Genomic DNA, 13,537 nt, shown 5'->3' with positions numbered 1-13,537 from the left:
AGAGCACCCAGCGATGCCCAGCGGTCCGAGCAACGGCAGTTCCGGCAAGAAGAACACCGGCGCCAAATCGTCGAAGGCCATCCAGGCCGCCAAGAAGAACAGTGGCGGGGCCAAAGGCCTCCCGAAGCAGCGTCAGATTCCGTGGCTGACGATCGGTGGCATCGTCGCCGTCGTCGCACTGGTCGCTGTGATCGCGGTCAGCATCATTCCGCAGTACCAGGACAAGCAGGAGTTGTCGGCGTGGGTGCCGACCGAGGAGAACCAGGACCCGTCGCTGGCCATCGACGGCGTGGTGAACATCGAGTACCCGGCGGGTCAGCACGTGGCTCCTACCCAACGGGTGGCCTACGACCAGAACCCGCCGTTCGGCGGACCGCACGACGCGATCTGGGCCACTTGCACAGGGACCGTGTACGAGCAGGCCGTTCGCACCGAGAACATGGTCCACTCACTCGAGCACGGTGCAGTCTGGATCGCCTACAACCCCGATCTCCTCGACGACGCAGCAATCGAGACGCTCGCGGCGAAGGTCGACGGACGCACGTACATGTCGATGTCCCCGTACCCCGGACTCGACGCGCCGATCTCGTTGCAGTCGTGGGGTCATCAGCTCAAGGTCGACAGCGCCGATGACGAGCGCATCGACCACTTCATCGAAGCACTGCGCCTGAACCGGTACACCTACCCAGAGGTCGGTGCGAGCTGCTCGACGCTGCCGTCGTCGTTCGATCCCGCGAATCCGCCTCCGTTCGATGCGTCCGCACCCGGCCCCGACGCGGTACCGATGGACGGCGGCACCACGGACGGCACCGAGCAGATTCCCGCCGACATGCAGGCACCGGCAGGGAGCTGACGGTGAGCACCTCGGACGACCTGTCGCGCGACTCGACCGGCCCGGCCTACGGGACCGGCAACCGTCGGATGCTGCTGGTGCTCGCCGCCGTCGCTGTGCTGGCGGTCGGCTTCCTGCTCGGGTTTCTCGCGCGGATCCCCCTCGAGGACTCGCGGCCGGCGGATCCGACGGCAGGTTCGGTGGATGTCGGGTTCTGTCAGGACATGACGGTGCATCACAACCAGGCGATCGAGATGTCGGCGATTGCGGTGACGAGCTCGCAGGATCAGTACGTCCGCAACCTCGCCTACGACATCCTCACGACCCAGCAGAATCAGGTCGGGCAGATGGAGGGCTGGCTCACGATGTGGGGGCAGCCACCGCTGCCGTCAGGCCCGTACATGACCTGGATGAGCGAGGACAGCGGTCATTCGCACGCGGGTACGGGTGAGGGGCACGGATCCGGCTCGAAGGCAGGCTCCGACGGCATGGCCATGATGCCGGGGATGGCCTCTTCCGAGGATCTCGCGAACCTGCGCGCGGCGACCGGTATCGAGCAGGATGTGCTGTTCCTGCAGTTGATGCTGCGTCACCATGAGGGTGGGCTGCCGATGATGGAATACGGCGCGCAGTACGCGAGCGAATCGGTCGTCCGGGGTCTGGCTCAGAAGATGGTCGACACGCAGACCAGCGAGTCCGAGCTGATGACGTCGATGCTTGCGGAGCGCGGCGCCGAGCCACTCCCGATGAACTGATCGATGGTCCGGCGTACCTCGCCTGGGTCAGTAAACCGGCCCTGACCAGCCGATGTGGTGTTGAGCCGACAATGCGCTAGGCTGACTCCCGCACCGCTGGTCACCCGGCGGGTCCGGATTGCCCTCGTAGCTCAGGGGATAGAGCGCTTGCCTCCGGAGCAAGAAGTCGCAGGTTCGAATCCTGCCGAGGGCACCACGACGCCCCCCGCTTCATTACGAGGCGGGGGGCGAACTCGTTCCGGTAGGTCCTCAGACCCGCACGAAACGGGCGGGATGACTGCCGGGTACGAGTCGAGCACGTCCACGTTCGATGAGGTGACGCAGGTGCGCCGACCCTTCGGACATCGCCATCTGCTTGCCGCGCGCCGGGGTCTCGTCCCACGGCCGGTACCACTTCATGCGGGACGTGGCCTCCCACAGCGTGAGCCCTTCGTCACCCAGCGATTCGTAGAGGTCGTCGAGGCGATCCTCGTGGTGTTCGACCAGTGCCGCCGTCCTGGCCGCAAGGTCGTCGATGGGTTGGCGATGTGCAGGAAGAGTACGCCGCGCAGGAAGTTTCCCCACCGCACCCAGCGACGCGATGAATTCGCCGAGCGCATCCCGCTCCGCAACGGGAAAATCGAATTCACCGACGTGCGGTGTGGTCTTGGCGAGCACGTGGTCGCCGCTGAACAGGATCTCGTGTTCCTCGATATAGAAGCACGCGTGTCCGGGAGTGTGGCCGGGCGTGAACACGGTGCGGAGCGTGCGTCCGGTGAGCGGGATGATCTCCCCGTCGGTGAGTCTGCGATCGGGTGCAGCCTCCGGTTTGCCCTCACCCTTGCCCGAGTCGGCGAGGTATTCCTCGATCTGCTCGGGTGGGGCTCCCGCAATGCGCCATTGCTCGACAGCGCGTTCGCTCCAATCGGCATCGGACATCATGTGGCCGAGCTGCTCGAAGTCCGATTCGTGCATTCCTACCCAGCAGCCGGAGGCCTCGCGGAGACGCGCCGTGAGGCCGACGTGGTCGGGATGGAAATGGGTGACCACGACGCCTTCGACGTCGGTCACGGACAGGCCTGCGGTGGCAAGCCCCTGCTGCAGTGCGTTCCACGAGGTGTCGTTGTTCCAGCCGGCGTCGACCAGAACCACGCCGCGCGGGGATTCCATCGCGTAGACCTGGGTGTCTCCGACCGGGAGGTCAGCAACGGGAACGGGGATCGCGAGAATTCCGTCGCCGATATCGAGTGAAGATGTCATGGCACCGCCTTGATTCCGAATTGGTACTGCTTTTCTCACTATTCATCCGATTCGAAACTAGCTCAAAGGTTCAACTCATTGTTGGAGAGGGCTCGATGATCGCAACGATCGACCGAATGTCGCCTGCGGGGATGTGGAAGTGCTCGACGACCGAAACCGTCGTCGTCCGGTTCGGCCCTGCAGCGATGTCGAGTAGAAAGCGGGCAACGACGTCGTGGTGCCACTCGTGGAACGTCAACTCGCGCACCCGCCGGAGCGACCGGTACTCCGCCCCGTTCTCGAGGCGATCGCGGATCTCGATCCCGCTGTCGCCGGTACGCTGACCGTTCTCGACGCGCCATGCGTCTTCGGCAAGCCGCACATGCGTTGCATCGTGGCTCAGGAGCGAGCGAATGTAGGCGCGCGCCATCGCCACCCGCGCACTGTCCGTGGGCTCGTCCGCGTGTTCGGACACGGCGGCCATCAGCGTCGGAGCCCAGTCCGGGCGGCAGATCACCAGATCGGGCAGGTACGGATGAGGCCTGTTGTATTCGAGCGGAGTGCCGTCGATTCGGGCGCAGAACATGCCCGCAGCCTGCGCGACCGCGACGGGTGCAGCCGAATCCCATTCCCATTGACCCCCTGCGTGCACGTACGCGTCGGCTTCGCCGCGTAGGACCGCCATGGCCTTGGCCCCTGCAGATCCCATACGCACGAGGTCAGCGCCCACCTTGCTCGCGACCTCACCGATGAACGCAGGAGGACGGCTGCCGCTGATCACGATCGAGGGCCGGTACCGTCCGAGGGGTTCGTGGGCGACGGCCGGTTCGTCGTTCGTCGAGTAGACGGCCCCGATCGCGGGCTGCGCGACGGCCGCGGCGGTGAGTCCCTTTCCCGCCTGCCACAACGCAACGTGGACTGCCCAATCGATGTATCCGGGCCTACCGTATTCTTTCGAGCCGTCGAGCGGATCGATGATCCATACCCTCTCCGCGTCGATGCGTGCCGGATTGTCGGCCGATTCCTCCGAGAGCACCAGGTCGCCGGGTCGCGCAGACGCGATCCGCTCGAGGATGAATGCGTTCGCAGCGTGATCACCACGGCGTCCGAGTTCGCGTCCGTAGTGCTCGTACCGTGCAGTCGCGCGAATGGTCAGCAACAGTTCTCCTGCGCCCGCGGCAATCTCGGTGGCCAGGGCTGCGTCGTCGGTCATGCACTCCACAAAACCATGGTTCCTGCTCGGCGGGACCCGCGGCCGTTGACCATTTACTAGAACGCGTTCTATTGTCGGCTGCGGAAGAAGCTCATCGCAGCGGTAGACATCGGACCTTCAGGAGAACCGCGTGCTCACCGATCCACTGACAGCGGCCATCGCCGAAGCCGAGAAACTCGTGGCCACCGCACCGCACATCCGCACCGAACAAGACTTGACGGAGGGCTACGAGTACCTCGCCGGGGGAATCTCCGCGTGCGTGCACGCCGCGTTCGCGCACAGCAGCACACATCCGACATTCATCACGGGCACCGGCCCCTACGCAAAGATGGGTCTCGACAATCCCGACACTCTGTATTGGGGCGCTCCCGTGCGGGACAACGCCGAGTACCTCGTCACCGGACGTCGCGGCACCACCTGTGATCTGAGCTTCCAGGTGATGGCAGGCAATTACACCGATACGAACGTGCCCGGCAATGTGACAGCGTTCGACGACCGCGCGATCAGCATCGCCGACGACGGCACCTTCGAGATCCGGTTCGGGCCCGGCCCCGCAGATCCCACGCGCAACTACTTCCACCTGTCCCCTGGTTCGTCGCAGCTCGTCGTCCGGGAGGTCTACAGCGATTGGACCCAGCGGCGCGGAACGCTGCGCATCGACCGGCTCGACACTCTGGGAATCCCTGCGCCTGCACCCGCCCGAGACGACATCACGCGACGGTACGAGCGCGCAGCCCGCGCCCTGGTGTCGCGCGTGAAGACATGGCTGCAGTTTCCGCAGTGGTTCTATCTGGATCTTCCCGTCAACACCCTCACCGAACCGCGTCGCACGCCCGGCGGGCTCGATACCCAGTACTCCTCGGTCGGTCATTTCGAACTCTCGGACGACGAGGCGATGATCATCACGCTGCCCGCATCGGACGCCCCCTACCTGGGCTTCCAGCTCGGCAGTCTGTGGTACGTCTCGCTCGACTACACCGGCCATCAGACGTCGCTCAACAACTCCCAGGCACAGGTCGATCCCGATGGAAACATCCGGATCGTCGTTTCGAACCGCAACCCGGGGGTGACCAACTGGGTCGAGACCGTCGGTCACGACCGCGGCATCCTGCAGTTCCGCTGGCAGCGCCTCGACCGCCACCCCGGGCCCGCAGAGGGCCCGGTTGCCGAAATCGTCGCGGTCGACCGAGTCCCCGAGCTACTGCCGTTCCACGGGTCGAATCGCATCACGCCGGACGACTGGGCGGCGCGCATCGCCGCCCGCCAGAGCGGCATAGCGGATCGGATGCTCGCATGAACACCGCAGCCGGTCTCCTACGCGATCGGGTGGTCGTCATCTCGGGCGTCGGCCCCGGCCTCGGCCGCACACTCGCGGTACGGTGCGCCGAGCACGGCGCCGATGTCGTTTTGGCCGCTCGCACCCCGGAGCGGCTCGAACAGGTCGCGGCAGAGGTCACCGCACTCGGCCGCCGCGCGGTGACCGTACCGACCGATATCACAGATGACGACTCGGCCGCCCACCTCGCACAGGTGGCCGCGCACGAGTTCGGGCAGGTCGACACCCTGGTGAACAACGCGTTCTCGATTCCCGCGATGAAATCGTTGGCGCGCACAGATTTTCAACATATTCGTGACAGCATCGAACTCACCGTGCTCGGCGCGCTCCGACTGACCGGACTGTTCACCGACCTCCTCGGAACCTCCAAAGGGTCCGTGGTGAATATAAATTCGATGGTTCTTCGGCATTCCCAAGAGCGCTACGGCAGTTACAAGCTGGCGAAGTCTGCACTGCTCGCATCGTCACAGTCGCTTGCGACGGAACTCGGGCCCAAAGGAATTCGCGTCAATTCCGTTGCTCCCGGATATATCTGGGGCCCGATCCTGCGCGGCTATTTCGAGCATCAGGCAGAAAAGTACGGCATGACAGTCGACCAGATCTACGACCACACCGCAGCCGCGAGCGATCTGAAGCGGCTGCCCACCGTCGAGGAGATCGCCGATGCTGTGATCTTCCTTGCCTCGCCGATGGCGTCGGCGATCACAGGCCAGTGCCTCGACGTCAACTGCGGCGAATACCACCACTGACGGGAAGATCATGACAGAACGCACCTCGATCGGTACCGCCGAATCGCTCCACGACTCCGCCACCCGCCTGACGGGCCTGACAGACTTCGGAACCGACGACTATCGCGAGGCTCTCTCCGTGCTACTCGATTCGTACGAGCGCGACGAGAAACTCACCCCGCTCGGAAGTAAGATGTCGCGGGTGTTCCTGCGCGGCGCACTCGTCGCGCGATTGCTGTCCGAGGCGGCGTGGGCACAGCATCCCGCGCATGCGGACGTCGAGATCACGCGCCCCATCTTCGTGACGGGCCTTCCCCGCACAGGTACCACCGCGCTGCATCGCCTCCTCACTGCCGACCCCGGCCACCAGGGCCTCGAGATGTGGCTGACGGAGATGCCGCAACCACGTCCGCCTCGCGAGACATGGGCAGACAATCCGGTGTTCGCCGGGATCGAGTCGGCGTTCTCCCAACATCACGTCGAGCACCCCGAGTTCATGGGAGTGCATTACATGTCGGCCGCGGAGGTCGAAGAATGCTGGCAACTGCTGCGCCAGTCGTTCCGATCGATCTCGTACGAGTGCCTCGCCAATCTGCCCGGCTACTCGCAGTGGCTCGCCGGGCAGGACTGGACCCAGGCGTATGCGCGCCACCGGCGCAATCTCCAGCTGATCGGCCTGCCCGACGCCGGTAAGCGGTGGGTGCTGAAGAACCCGAGCCACCTCTTCGCTCTCGATGAATTGCTCACCGTGTACCCGGACGCCCTCGTCGTGGTCACCCATCGCGACCCACGCACCGTCATCCCATCCGTGTGCAGCCTCGCCGCCCAAGCAACCGAAGGTTGGTCGGAGACGTTCGTCGGCCACACCATCGGCCGTAGCCAACTCAATCTGTGGGCACGGGGTCACGCAGCATTCACCGAGGCGCGGTCGCGGCACGACCGCGCACACTTCGTCGACGTCGATTACCGGGACTTCGTCGCGGATCCTCTGGCGACCGTCGCCACCATCTACGACCGGCTCGGCACCGACCTCAGCGCTGAGGCAGAGCGTGCGATGACGTCGATGCACGCGGAGAGCCGCAGCGGGGAACGCAAGCCTGCACACCGGTACACCCTCGAGGAGTTCGGGTTGCGCGCCGAGGACGTCGACGAACGTTTTCCCGATTACGCATATCGTTGACCGCGCCACCCTGCGGTGGCCGGGTCGTTTCCGGCGTGGCGCGTGGTGAGGATGTCGAGCAGGGGAAACAGGGCCGCCGCGATCCGGTCTCCGGTCTCGACGTACTTGCGTTCCGAGAGACCGACCGGGTCGGGGATCGCCGGGATTCCCTCGGCATTGCTGGTGGAGCGGTAGGCGTCGAGCCTCGCGACGGTGTCGGCTCCGGTCACGACCGCGATCAGGTGCGCCTCGGTGAGAGTGAACGACTTCATCGACGAACCTGCAGCCAGTGCGCCGACCCGGTCGCGCTGATCCTCGGTCATGGTGAGGACCAGGTTCGCCCGGGCGATCATGCCCGCATCCACCCGGCGCGCACGCCGTTCGATCACGTTGCCGCCCAGCCCCTCGATCACGGCAGCGGCGCGCGGTTCGACCGGGTAACCGACGAGAGCACGAGTCCCTGCACTCTCCGCGGCCAGGTCGTTGATCCGTCGCTCCGAGGCGTACGCGAGCGTGAGCCGCTCCGCAATCACTGAGCGGCACACGTTCCCGCTACAAACGAACAAGATGCGCACCGGCGTACTGTAACCGGGACAATTTACGCACCTGACGTGCCCAGATTCTCGTCACCTCGGGTGAACTCCCCGTTCATCCGGACAATAACTGCAGTTCATAGAGCGCAGACGAGACCGGGGCGGTGCGACTGATCGACACTTCGGTTAGCCTGACCTTCCCGCGGAGACTCCGCGGTCAGGAGGTGTTGTGTACGTGTCGCTTCGAAGAAGGATCATCCCACTGTGCGCCGCGATGTTGACCGCGTTCGCACTGACCGCATGCGGACAGGACTCCGGGACGGGCCCGGGAACGGACTCGACAGAACAGACTTCTGCGGAGACGACCCGCGCCGTGGCGACCCCCATGGGGGAAGTGACGATTCCCGCTGAGCCACAACGCGTCGTCGTGTTGAACTACGCGCTCGCCGGCTACCTCTACCATCTCGACGTTCCCGTCGTCGGCGTCACGCCCGAGGATGCAGACGCGGCGGGCCAGTTCTCCGAATTCTGGGCGGACGACGCGCAGGACGCCGGGACCGAATTCCTTCCGTGGTCCGTGGACGGCTTCGATATCGAGGCCATCGCAGCGATGGACCCCGATCTCATCATCGCGGGCGGCGTCGGGTTCCCGTACTTGCAGGCATCAGAGGCCTACGACAACCTCACCACGGTTGCTCCGACCGTGCTCGTGGATCGGCAGTTCCAGACCTGGCAGGAACAGTTCGGGTTCCTCGCAAACGACGTGTTCGACCAGTCCGACGTACTCACACAGCTGACGCAGGAGTACGAGGACCGCAGGACCGAGGTCATCGAGTCGATCACCCCACCGCCCAACCCGGTCTCGTACGTCACGATCACGGCGGACGGCACTCCGTACGTCCTGATCGAGAACATGGGCCTGCCCGCCGATCTCGCCGACTTCGGGTTCGAACCGGCCCCCGTGTTCGCAGACAGCGGCGCCGAGCCGTACACGGAAGGCGGCGACATGTTCGAAGTCTCCCTGGAGACCATCGGGCAGGTCGTGACCACCCCATCGGTGTTCGTCACCGGGTTCAACGGCCCCGGCCCGTCCGTCGAGGAACTGAAGGCCAACCCCATCTATGCCTCCCTTCCCGCATTCGCCGCCGGACACGCCTACGACATGCCGTACTGGGCGATCCGCGCCGACTACGACGAGTCGATGGCGTTTCTCGACCACCTCGAGGAGCAGTTCGCCTGACAGCCGCTCCGACGTGGGATGATCGAAAGTATGCCCGCACCACTTCCGCTCGACCCCATCGCCGAAGCCCACCGCCAGTGGACCCTCCACGGCTGGGGCGAGGTCGCCGACGGCATGGCCGCTGTGACCTCGGTGATGCGGGCCCAGCAGATCATGATCGCCCGCGTCGAGGAGGTCCTCAAACCGTTCGGTCTGACCTTCGCACGCTACGAACTGCTGACCCTCCTTCACTTCACGAAGTCGGGGGCGCTTCCGATGGCCAAGGCCAGTGCTCGACTACAGGTGCACCCGACCAGCGTCACCAATGCAGTCGACCGACTCGAAGCCGCAGGCCTCGTTCGACGCACACCGCATCCGAGCGATCGTCGCGCCACATTGATCGAATTGACCGACGCCGGGCGCACGCTCGCCGTCGAGGCAACGGAGAAGCTCAATGCGGAGGTGTTCGCACGCCCCGGCATCCCGGAGACAGACCTCGACGAATTGCTCCGGGTGCTGTCCGTGATGCGCCACGATGCAGGTGATTTCGATACCGGTGGCGCACCGACGAAATGGTGAACAGAGCAGTGAGGGCCGCCCCGATCGGGGCGGCCCTCACTCGTCTGAGTCGAACTCGGTCGGTCAGGCGTTCTTGAACTCCGGTGTGCGCTTTTCGATGAACGCTGCCATGCCTTCCTTCTGGTCGGCTGTGGCGAACGTCGAATGGAACACTCGGCGTTCGAATTTCACGCCCTCGGCGAGCGTGGTCTCGAACGCGCGGTTCACCGCTTCCTTCGCCATGATCGCGACGGGCAACGACATCGAGGCGATAGTCGTCGCCGTCTCGAGCGCGGCGTCGAACAGCTCGGCCACCGGCACGATCCGCGACACGAGTCCGGCGCGTTCGGCTTCCTCTGCATCCATGTTGCGACCAGTGAGAACCATCTCCATCGCCTTGGCCTTGCCCACGGCGCGGGTCAGTCGCTGCGAGCCACCGATACCCGGGATGACGCCGAGCTTGATCTCGGGCTGTCCGAACTTCGCGGTGTCGGAGGCGATGATGAAGTCGCACAGCATCGCGAGTTCGCAGCCGCCACCGAGCGCGTAGCCGGAGACCGCGGCGACGATCGGGGTGCGTGCCGCCGAGAGGCGGTCCCACTCGGAGAAGAAGTCCTCCCCATAGACCTCGCTGAACGTCTTGGGCGCCATCTCCTTGATGTCGGCGCCTGCGGCGAAGGCCTTGTCGGAACCGGTGAGCAGGATCGCTCCGATCTCGGCGTCGGTATCGAGCTCCTCGACTGCCGCAACGACCTCGTGCATCAACTGGCTGTTGAGGGCATTGAGCGCCTTGGGCCGGTTGAGCGTGATGATCCCGACGCGGCCCTTACGGTCGACCAGGATGGTCTCGAACTCGCTCACTTGCTGTCCTCTTCTGTCGAACGGGTACGGATGTCGTTGATGATCGCAGAGAAGTCGAGACCACCGCCGCCACCCTCGTTGAACCGGTGGTAGAGCTCGGCCGCACGCAACCCGAGCTCGGCATCGACACCGTTGGTACGCACCGCGTTCGATGCCAGACCGAGGTCTTTGTCCATGAGTGCGACAGCGAATCCGGGCTGGTAGCCGTTGTTGGCCGGGGTCGTCGGGACCGGGCCCGGCACCGGACAGTTGCTCGTGAGTGCCCAGCACTGACCCGACGCGTTGGAGGCGACGTCGAACAACGCCTGGTTGGTCAGACCCAGCTTCTCGCCGAGGACGAACGCCTCGCTGATCGCGATCATCGATACACCGAGGATCATGTTGTTGCAGATCTTCGCAGCTTGACCGTTGCCCGATCCACCGCAGTGCACGACCTTGCGGCCCATGACCTCGAGCAGCGGCTGAGCCGACCCGAAGTCGGTCTCGGGACCGCCGACCATGAATGCGAGAGTGCCTGCTGCCGCGCCTGCGACACCGCCGGAGACGGGTGCGTCGATGGCACGGTGTCCCGCAGCCTGTGCGCGGGATGCAGCCTCACGAGCGTCGGCGACGTCGATGGTGGAGCTGTCGATGAACAGCGTGCCGGCCTTCGCCACGGGCAGAAGCTCGTCGTAGAGGCCGAGCACGAGCTTGCCGTTGGGCAGCATGGTGACAACGACGTCGGCACCGTTGACAGCCTCGGCCGCGGATGCGGCGACGGTGAGGCCGTCTTTCGTGGCCTGTTCCTGAGCCGCGGGCACCGGGTCGAACCCCGTGACCGGATAGCCGGCCTTCACGAGGTTCGCAGCCATCGGGCCGCCCATGTGCCCGAGGCCGAGGAAGGCAACGCTGGGGAGAGTGCTCATCTATCGATCTCCTTCGTCGGCGGCGAGCCCGAGTTCGAGATCACCGAGCGGCTGGAAGTATGCGTCGACGTCCGCGTCGGTGACGTCGGTGAGGGTCGCGGGAGACCACGCGGGATTGCGGTCCTTGTCGACCACCTGTGCGCGAATACCCTCGACCAGATCATGGGTCTTCAACGACGCGAGCGACACCCGGTACTCCTCGTTGAGAACCTCTTCGAGGGATCGGAGTTGCCGAGCGTGCCGGAGGGACCGCAGGGTCGCCTCCAGCGCAACCGGCGACTTGCCGAGGATCGTCTCCGCCGTGGCCTGCGCCTCGGGAGCATCGCTGGCACGGAGGCGCTCGACGATTTCGACGACGCTGTCCGCTGCATAGGCCTCGTCGATCCAAGCCTGCTGTGAGAGCAGGATCGATTCGGGCGCGGGCTGAGAATACTCGGCCAGAGCCTCGTCGACCGAACCGGATTCCAGTGCGCCGAGGAACTTGTCGAGTGCCTCCGACGGGACGAAGTGGTCGGCGAACCCGAGTGCGATCGCGTCGCCGGCATTCATGCGCCCGGTGGTCAGGGCGACGTGGGTGCCGAGCTCACCCGGTGCGCGCGAGAGCAGGTAGGTACCACCGACATCGGGAATGAACCCGATTCCGACCTCCGGCATTGCCAGAGAGGAACGTTCGGTGACGATCCGGACGTCGCCGTGCGCCGAGATCCCGATACCGCCGCCCATCACGATGCCGTCCATGATCGCGACGTACGGCTTCGGGTAGCGACCGATCGCGGCGTTGAGGATGTACTCGTCGCGCCAGAAGTCCTGCGTACCGGTGCCGCCGTCCTTCGCATCGTGGTAGATCGCAACGATGTCACCCCCCGCGCACAGACCACGTTCGCCCGCGCCGGAGACCACAACGGCCCGGATCGTGTCGTCGGTGGACCATTCGAGCAGCGCCTCGGCCATCGCTTGAACCATGGTGTGGTTGAGCGCGTTGATCGCCCTGGGCCGGTTCAGAGTGATCCGGCCGAGCCCGTTCTTCGCCTCGATGAGGATCTCGGGTTCGTTCCCCGTCATGCCGCTCCTGTCTGGGCCGCCGCCACCACGCTGCGCGCGATGACCAGCCGCATGATTTCGTTGGTTCCTTCCAGGATCTGGTGAACGCGCAGATCTCGCACGATCTTCTCGATCCCGTACTCGGCAAGGTAACCGTATCCGCCGTGTAGCTGCAGTGCTTCGTTCGCCGCGGAGAATCCTGCGTCGGTCGCGAACCGCTTCGCCATGGCACACAGTTCCACCACGTCGGGGGCCTCGGCGTCGAGCGCATCGGCGGCCCGCCAGAGCAGGGTGCGCGCCGCTTCCAGTTCGGTGCGCATGTCGGCGAGCCGGAACTGCAGCGCCTGCGCATCGAGCAGTCGCTCGCCGAATGCCTTGCGCTCGGCGAGATATGCGACCGTCCGATCGAGGGCGGTCTGGCCGCCGCCGACCGAACACGCAGCGATGTTCAGTCGCCCGCCGTTGAGCCCGTGCATCGCGATCCGAAAGCCGCCGCCGTCCGCACCGAGGAGATTCTCAGCGGGAACACGGGCGTCCTCGAAGATCACCTGACGGGTGGGCTGGGCGTTCCAGCCCATCTTCTTTTCGTTGGCGCCGAACGACAGCCCGGGGGTGTCCTTCGGGATGATGAACGCGGAGATCCCGCGGGCTCCGGTATCGCCGGTGCGGGCCATCACCACGTACACATCGGAAGTGCCTGCACCCGAGATGAATTGTTTGACACCGTTGAGCACGTACTCGTCGCCGTCCCGGACGGCTTTGGTGCTCAAGGCAGCGGCGTCCGACCCGGCACCCGGTTCTGTGAGGCAATAGCTGCCGAGGTGTTCCATCGAGCACAGGCTCGGCAGCCACCGGCGGCGCTGTTCGTCGTTGCCGTACTTGTCGATCATCCACGCCACCATGTTGTGGATCGAGATGTACGCGGCGATCGACGGACAGCCCTTGGCGAGTTCCTCGAATATGCGGACGGAGTCGAGGCGTCGCAGCCCGGACCCGCCCACGTCCTCTCGAACATAGATTCCGCCCATGCCGAGTGCTGCGGCCTTGCGCAGCACGTCGACCGGGAAGTGCTTCTCCTGGTCCCATTCGACCGCGTTCGGAGCCAGGTACTCGCTGGCGAAGTCGCGGGCGGTCTCCCGGATCGCCCGGTCGTCGTCGGTGAGTGCGAACATTGTCGGT

At 65.2% G+C, this 13,537-nt stretch carries 14 protein-coding genes and 1 tRNA gene; 8 read left to right on the top strand and 7 right to left on the bottom strand.

Annotation, left to right across the window (positions count from 1 at the left end):
• The first annotated feature begins 13 nt into the window (after window positions 1-13).
• From ACTDXD_RS20595 to ACTDXD_RS20585, 3 genes are all read left to right on the top strand, one after another.
• The gene (locus ACTDXD_RS20595; RefSeq protein WP_440124109.1) at window positions 14-853 is read left to right on the top strand and encodes a DUF3105 domain-containing protein; all 840 of its coding nucleotides are present in this window, start codon (window positions 14-16) and stop codon (window positions 851-853) included.
• 68 nt (window positions 854-921) lie between these two features.
• Entirely contained in the window at window positions 922-1,587 is a 666-nt protein-coding gene (locus tag ACTDXD_RS20590; RefSeq protein ID WP_440127728.1) for a DUF305 domain-containing protein, read from the top strand.
• Between the two features lie 120 nt (window positions 1,588-1,707).
• Window positions 1,708-1,783: transfer RNA gene (locus ACTDXD_RS20585), tRNA-Arg, on the top strand.
• Between the two features lie 53 nt (window positions 1,784-1,836).
• On the opposite strand, the gene ACTDXD_RS20580 is transcribed toward ACTDXD_RS20585, so the two are convergent.
• Both ACTDXD_RS20580 and ACTDXD_RS20575 read right to left on the bottom strand, forming a co-directional pair.
• Complete coding sequence (locus ACTDXD_RS20580) at window positions 1,837-2,826, bottom strand: MBL fold metallo-hydrolase (protein ID WP_440124108.1); 990 nt, start codon at window positions 2,824-2,826, stop codon at window positions 1,837-1,839.
• A 70-nt stretch (window positions 2,827-2,896) separates the two neighbouring features.
• Window positions 2,897-4,018, bottom strand: coding sequence for a 3'(2'),5'-bisphosphate nucleotidase CysQ (locus ACTDXD_RS20575; protein WP_440124107.1), 1,122 nt, complete (start codon window positions 4,016-4,018; stop codon window positions 2,897-2,899).
• Between the two features lie 130 nt (window positions 4,019-4,148).
• On the opposite strand from ACTDXD_RS20575, the gene ACTDXD_RS20570 reads away from it, so the two are divergent.
• The 3 genes from ACTDXD_RS20570 to ACTDXD_RS20560 are packed head-to-tail and all read left to right on the top strand — an operon-like array spanning window position 4,149 to window position 7,262.
• Window positions 4,149-5,315 carry a hypothetical protein gene (locus ACTDXD_RS20570; RefSeq protein WP_440124106.1) on the top strand — a complete coding sequence of 389 codons (1,167 nt, stop codon included), beginning with the start codon at window positions 4,149-4,151 and terminating at the stop codon, window positions 5,313-5,315.
• Window positions 5,312-6,103 carry an SDR family oxidoreductase gene (locus ACTDXD_RS20565; protein WP_440124105.1) on the top strand — a complete coding sequence of 264 codons (792 nt, stop codon included), beginning with the start codon at window positions 5,312-5,314 and terminating at the stop codon, window positions 6,101-6,103. The genes ACTDXD_RS20570 and ACTDXD_RS20565 overlap by 4 nt, the downstream gene beginning before the upstream one ends.
• 10 nt (window positions 6,104-6,113) lie before the next feature.
• Window positions 6,114-7,262 (top strand): sulfotransferase family protein, encoded by a 1,149-nt coding sequence (locus tag ACTDXD_RS20560; RefSeq protein WP_440124104.1) that lies wholly within the window; start codon window positions 6,114-6,116, stop codon window positions 7,260-7,262.
• Here the strand turns inward: ACTDXD_RS20560 and ACTDXD_RS20555 are convergent.
• Window positions 7,247-7,816 carry an arsenate reductase/protein-tyrosine-phosphatase family protein gene (locus ACTDXD_RS20555; protein WP_440124103.1) on the bottom strand — a complete coding sequence of 190 codons (570 nt, stop codon included), beginning with the start codon at window positions 7,814-7,816 and terminating at the stop codon, window positions 7,247-7,249. The two genes, ACTDXD_RS20560 and ACTDXD_RS20555, sit on opposite strands and share 16 nt — an antisense overlap.
• Before the next feature lie 232 nt (window positions 7,817-8,048).
• Here ACTDXD_RS20555 and ACTDXD_RS20550 point away from each other — a divergent pair, with 232 nt between their 5' ends.
• Complete coding sequence (locus ACTDXD_RS20550; protein ID WP_440124102.1) at window positions 8,049-9,014, top strand: ABC transporter substrate-binding protein; 966 nt, start codon at window positions 8,049-8,051, stop codon at window positions 9,012-9,014.
• A gap of 30 nt (window positions 9,015-9,044) precedes the next feature.
• Window positions 9,045-9,572 carry a MarR family winged helix-turn-helix transcriptional regulator gene (locus ACTDXD_RS20545; RefSeq protein ID WP_440124101.1) on the top strand — a complete coding sequence of 176 codons (528 nt, stop codon included), beginning with the start codon at window positions 9,045-9,047 and terminating at the stop codon, window positions 9,570-9,572.
• 63 nt (window positions 9,573-9,635) lie between these two features.
• Here ACTDXD_RS20545 and ACTDXD_RS20540 read toward each other — a convergent pair whose 3' ends face one another.
• The 4 genes from ACTDXD_RS20540 to ACTDXD_RS20525 are packed head-to-tail and all read right to left on the bottom strand — an operon-like array spanning window position 9,636 to window position 13,530.
• Window positions 9,636-10,412, bottom strand: a complete 777-nt coding sequence (locus tag ACTDXD_RS20540) for an enoyl-CoA hydratase (protein WP_440124100.1) — start codon at window positions 10,410-10,412, stop codon at window positions 9,636-9,638.
• On the bottom strand, window positions 10,409-11,317 hold the full coding sequence (mmsB, locus tag ACTDXD_RS20535; RefSeq protein WP_440124099.1) for a 3-hydroxyisobutyrate dehydrogenase: 909 nt from the start codon (window positions 11,315-11,317) through the stop codon (window positions 10,409-10,411). Before mmsB ends, ACTDXD_RS20540 begins: the two co-directional genes overlap by 4 nt.
• Window positions 11,318-12,379 (bottom strand): enoyl-CoA hydratase/isomerase family protein, encoded by a 1,062-nt coding sequence (locus ACTDXD_RS20530; RefSeq protein WP_440124098.1) that lies wholly within the window; start codon window positions 12,377-12,379, stop codon window positions 11,318-11,320.
• Window positions 12,376-13,530: an isobutyryl-CoA dehydrogenase gene (locus ACTDXD_RS20525; RefSeq protein WP_440124097.1), complete on the bottom strand. Its 1,155-nt coding sequence runs from the start codon at window positions 13,528-13,530 to the stop codon at window positions 12,376-12,378. Before ACTDXD_RS20525 ends, ACTDXD_RS20530 begins: the two co-directional genes overlap by 4 nt.
• Window positions 13,531-13,537 lie beyond the last annotated feature (7 nt).

Origin of the sequence: Rhodococcus sp. SJ-3, assembly GCF_051918125.1 — a bacterium.
Classification (GTDB): Bacteria; Actinomycetota; Actinomycetes; order Mycobacteriales; family Mycobacteriaceae; genus Rhodococcus.
The sequence above is the reverse complement of the archived record's forward strand: the minus strand, read 5'-3'. Positions and strand labels throughout refer to the sequence as shown.

Bases quoted from the DNA above. Each gene is read 5' to 3' on its own strand.
- ACTDXD_RS20550 (WP_440124102.1), top strand. From the start codon at position 8,049: ATGTTGACCGCGTTCGCACTGACCGCATGCGGACAGGACTCCGGGACG.
- ACTDXD_RS20580 (WP_440124108.1), bottom strand. From the start codon at position 2,826: ATGACATCTTCACTCGATATCGGCGACGGAATTCTCGCGATCCCCGTT.
- ACTDXD_RS20590 (WP_440127728.1), top strand. From the start codon at position 922: ATGCTGCTGGTGCTCGCCGCCGTCGCTGTGCTGGCGGTCGGCTTCCTG.
- ACTDXD_RS20545 (WP_440124101.1), top strand. From the start codon at position 9,045: ATGCCCGCACCACTTCCGCTCGACCCCATCGCCGAAGCCCACCGCCAG.
- ACTDXD_RS20565 (WP_440124105.1), top strand. From the start codon at position 5,312: ATGAACACCGCAGCCGGTCTCCTACGCGATCGGGTGGTCGTCATCTCG.
- ACTDXD_RS20560 (WP_440124104.1), top strand. From the start codon at position 6,114: ATGACAGAACGCACCTCGATCGGTACCGCCGAATCGCTCCACGACTCC.
- mmsB (WP_440124099.1), bottom strand. From the start codon at position 11,317: ATGAGCACTCTCCCCAGCGTTGCCTTCCTCGGCCTCGGGCACATGGGC.
- ACTDXD_RS20595 (WP_440124109.1), top strand. From the start codon at position 14: ATGCCCAGCGGTCCGAGCAACGGCAGTTCCGGCAAGAAGAACACCGGC.
- ACTDXD_RS20525 (WP_440124097.1), bottom strand. From the start codon at position 13,530: ATGTTCGCACTCACCGACGACGACCGGGCGATCCGGGAGACCGCCCGC.
- ACTDXD_RS20575 (WP_440124107.1), bottom strand. From the start codon at position 4,018: ATGACCGACGACGCAGCCCTGGCCACCGAGATTGCCGCGGGCGCAGGA.
- ACTDXD_RS20530 (WP_440124098.1), bottom strand. From the start codon at position 12,379: ATGACGGGGAACGAACCCGAGATCCTCATCGAGGCGAAGAACGGGCTC.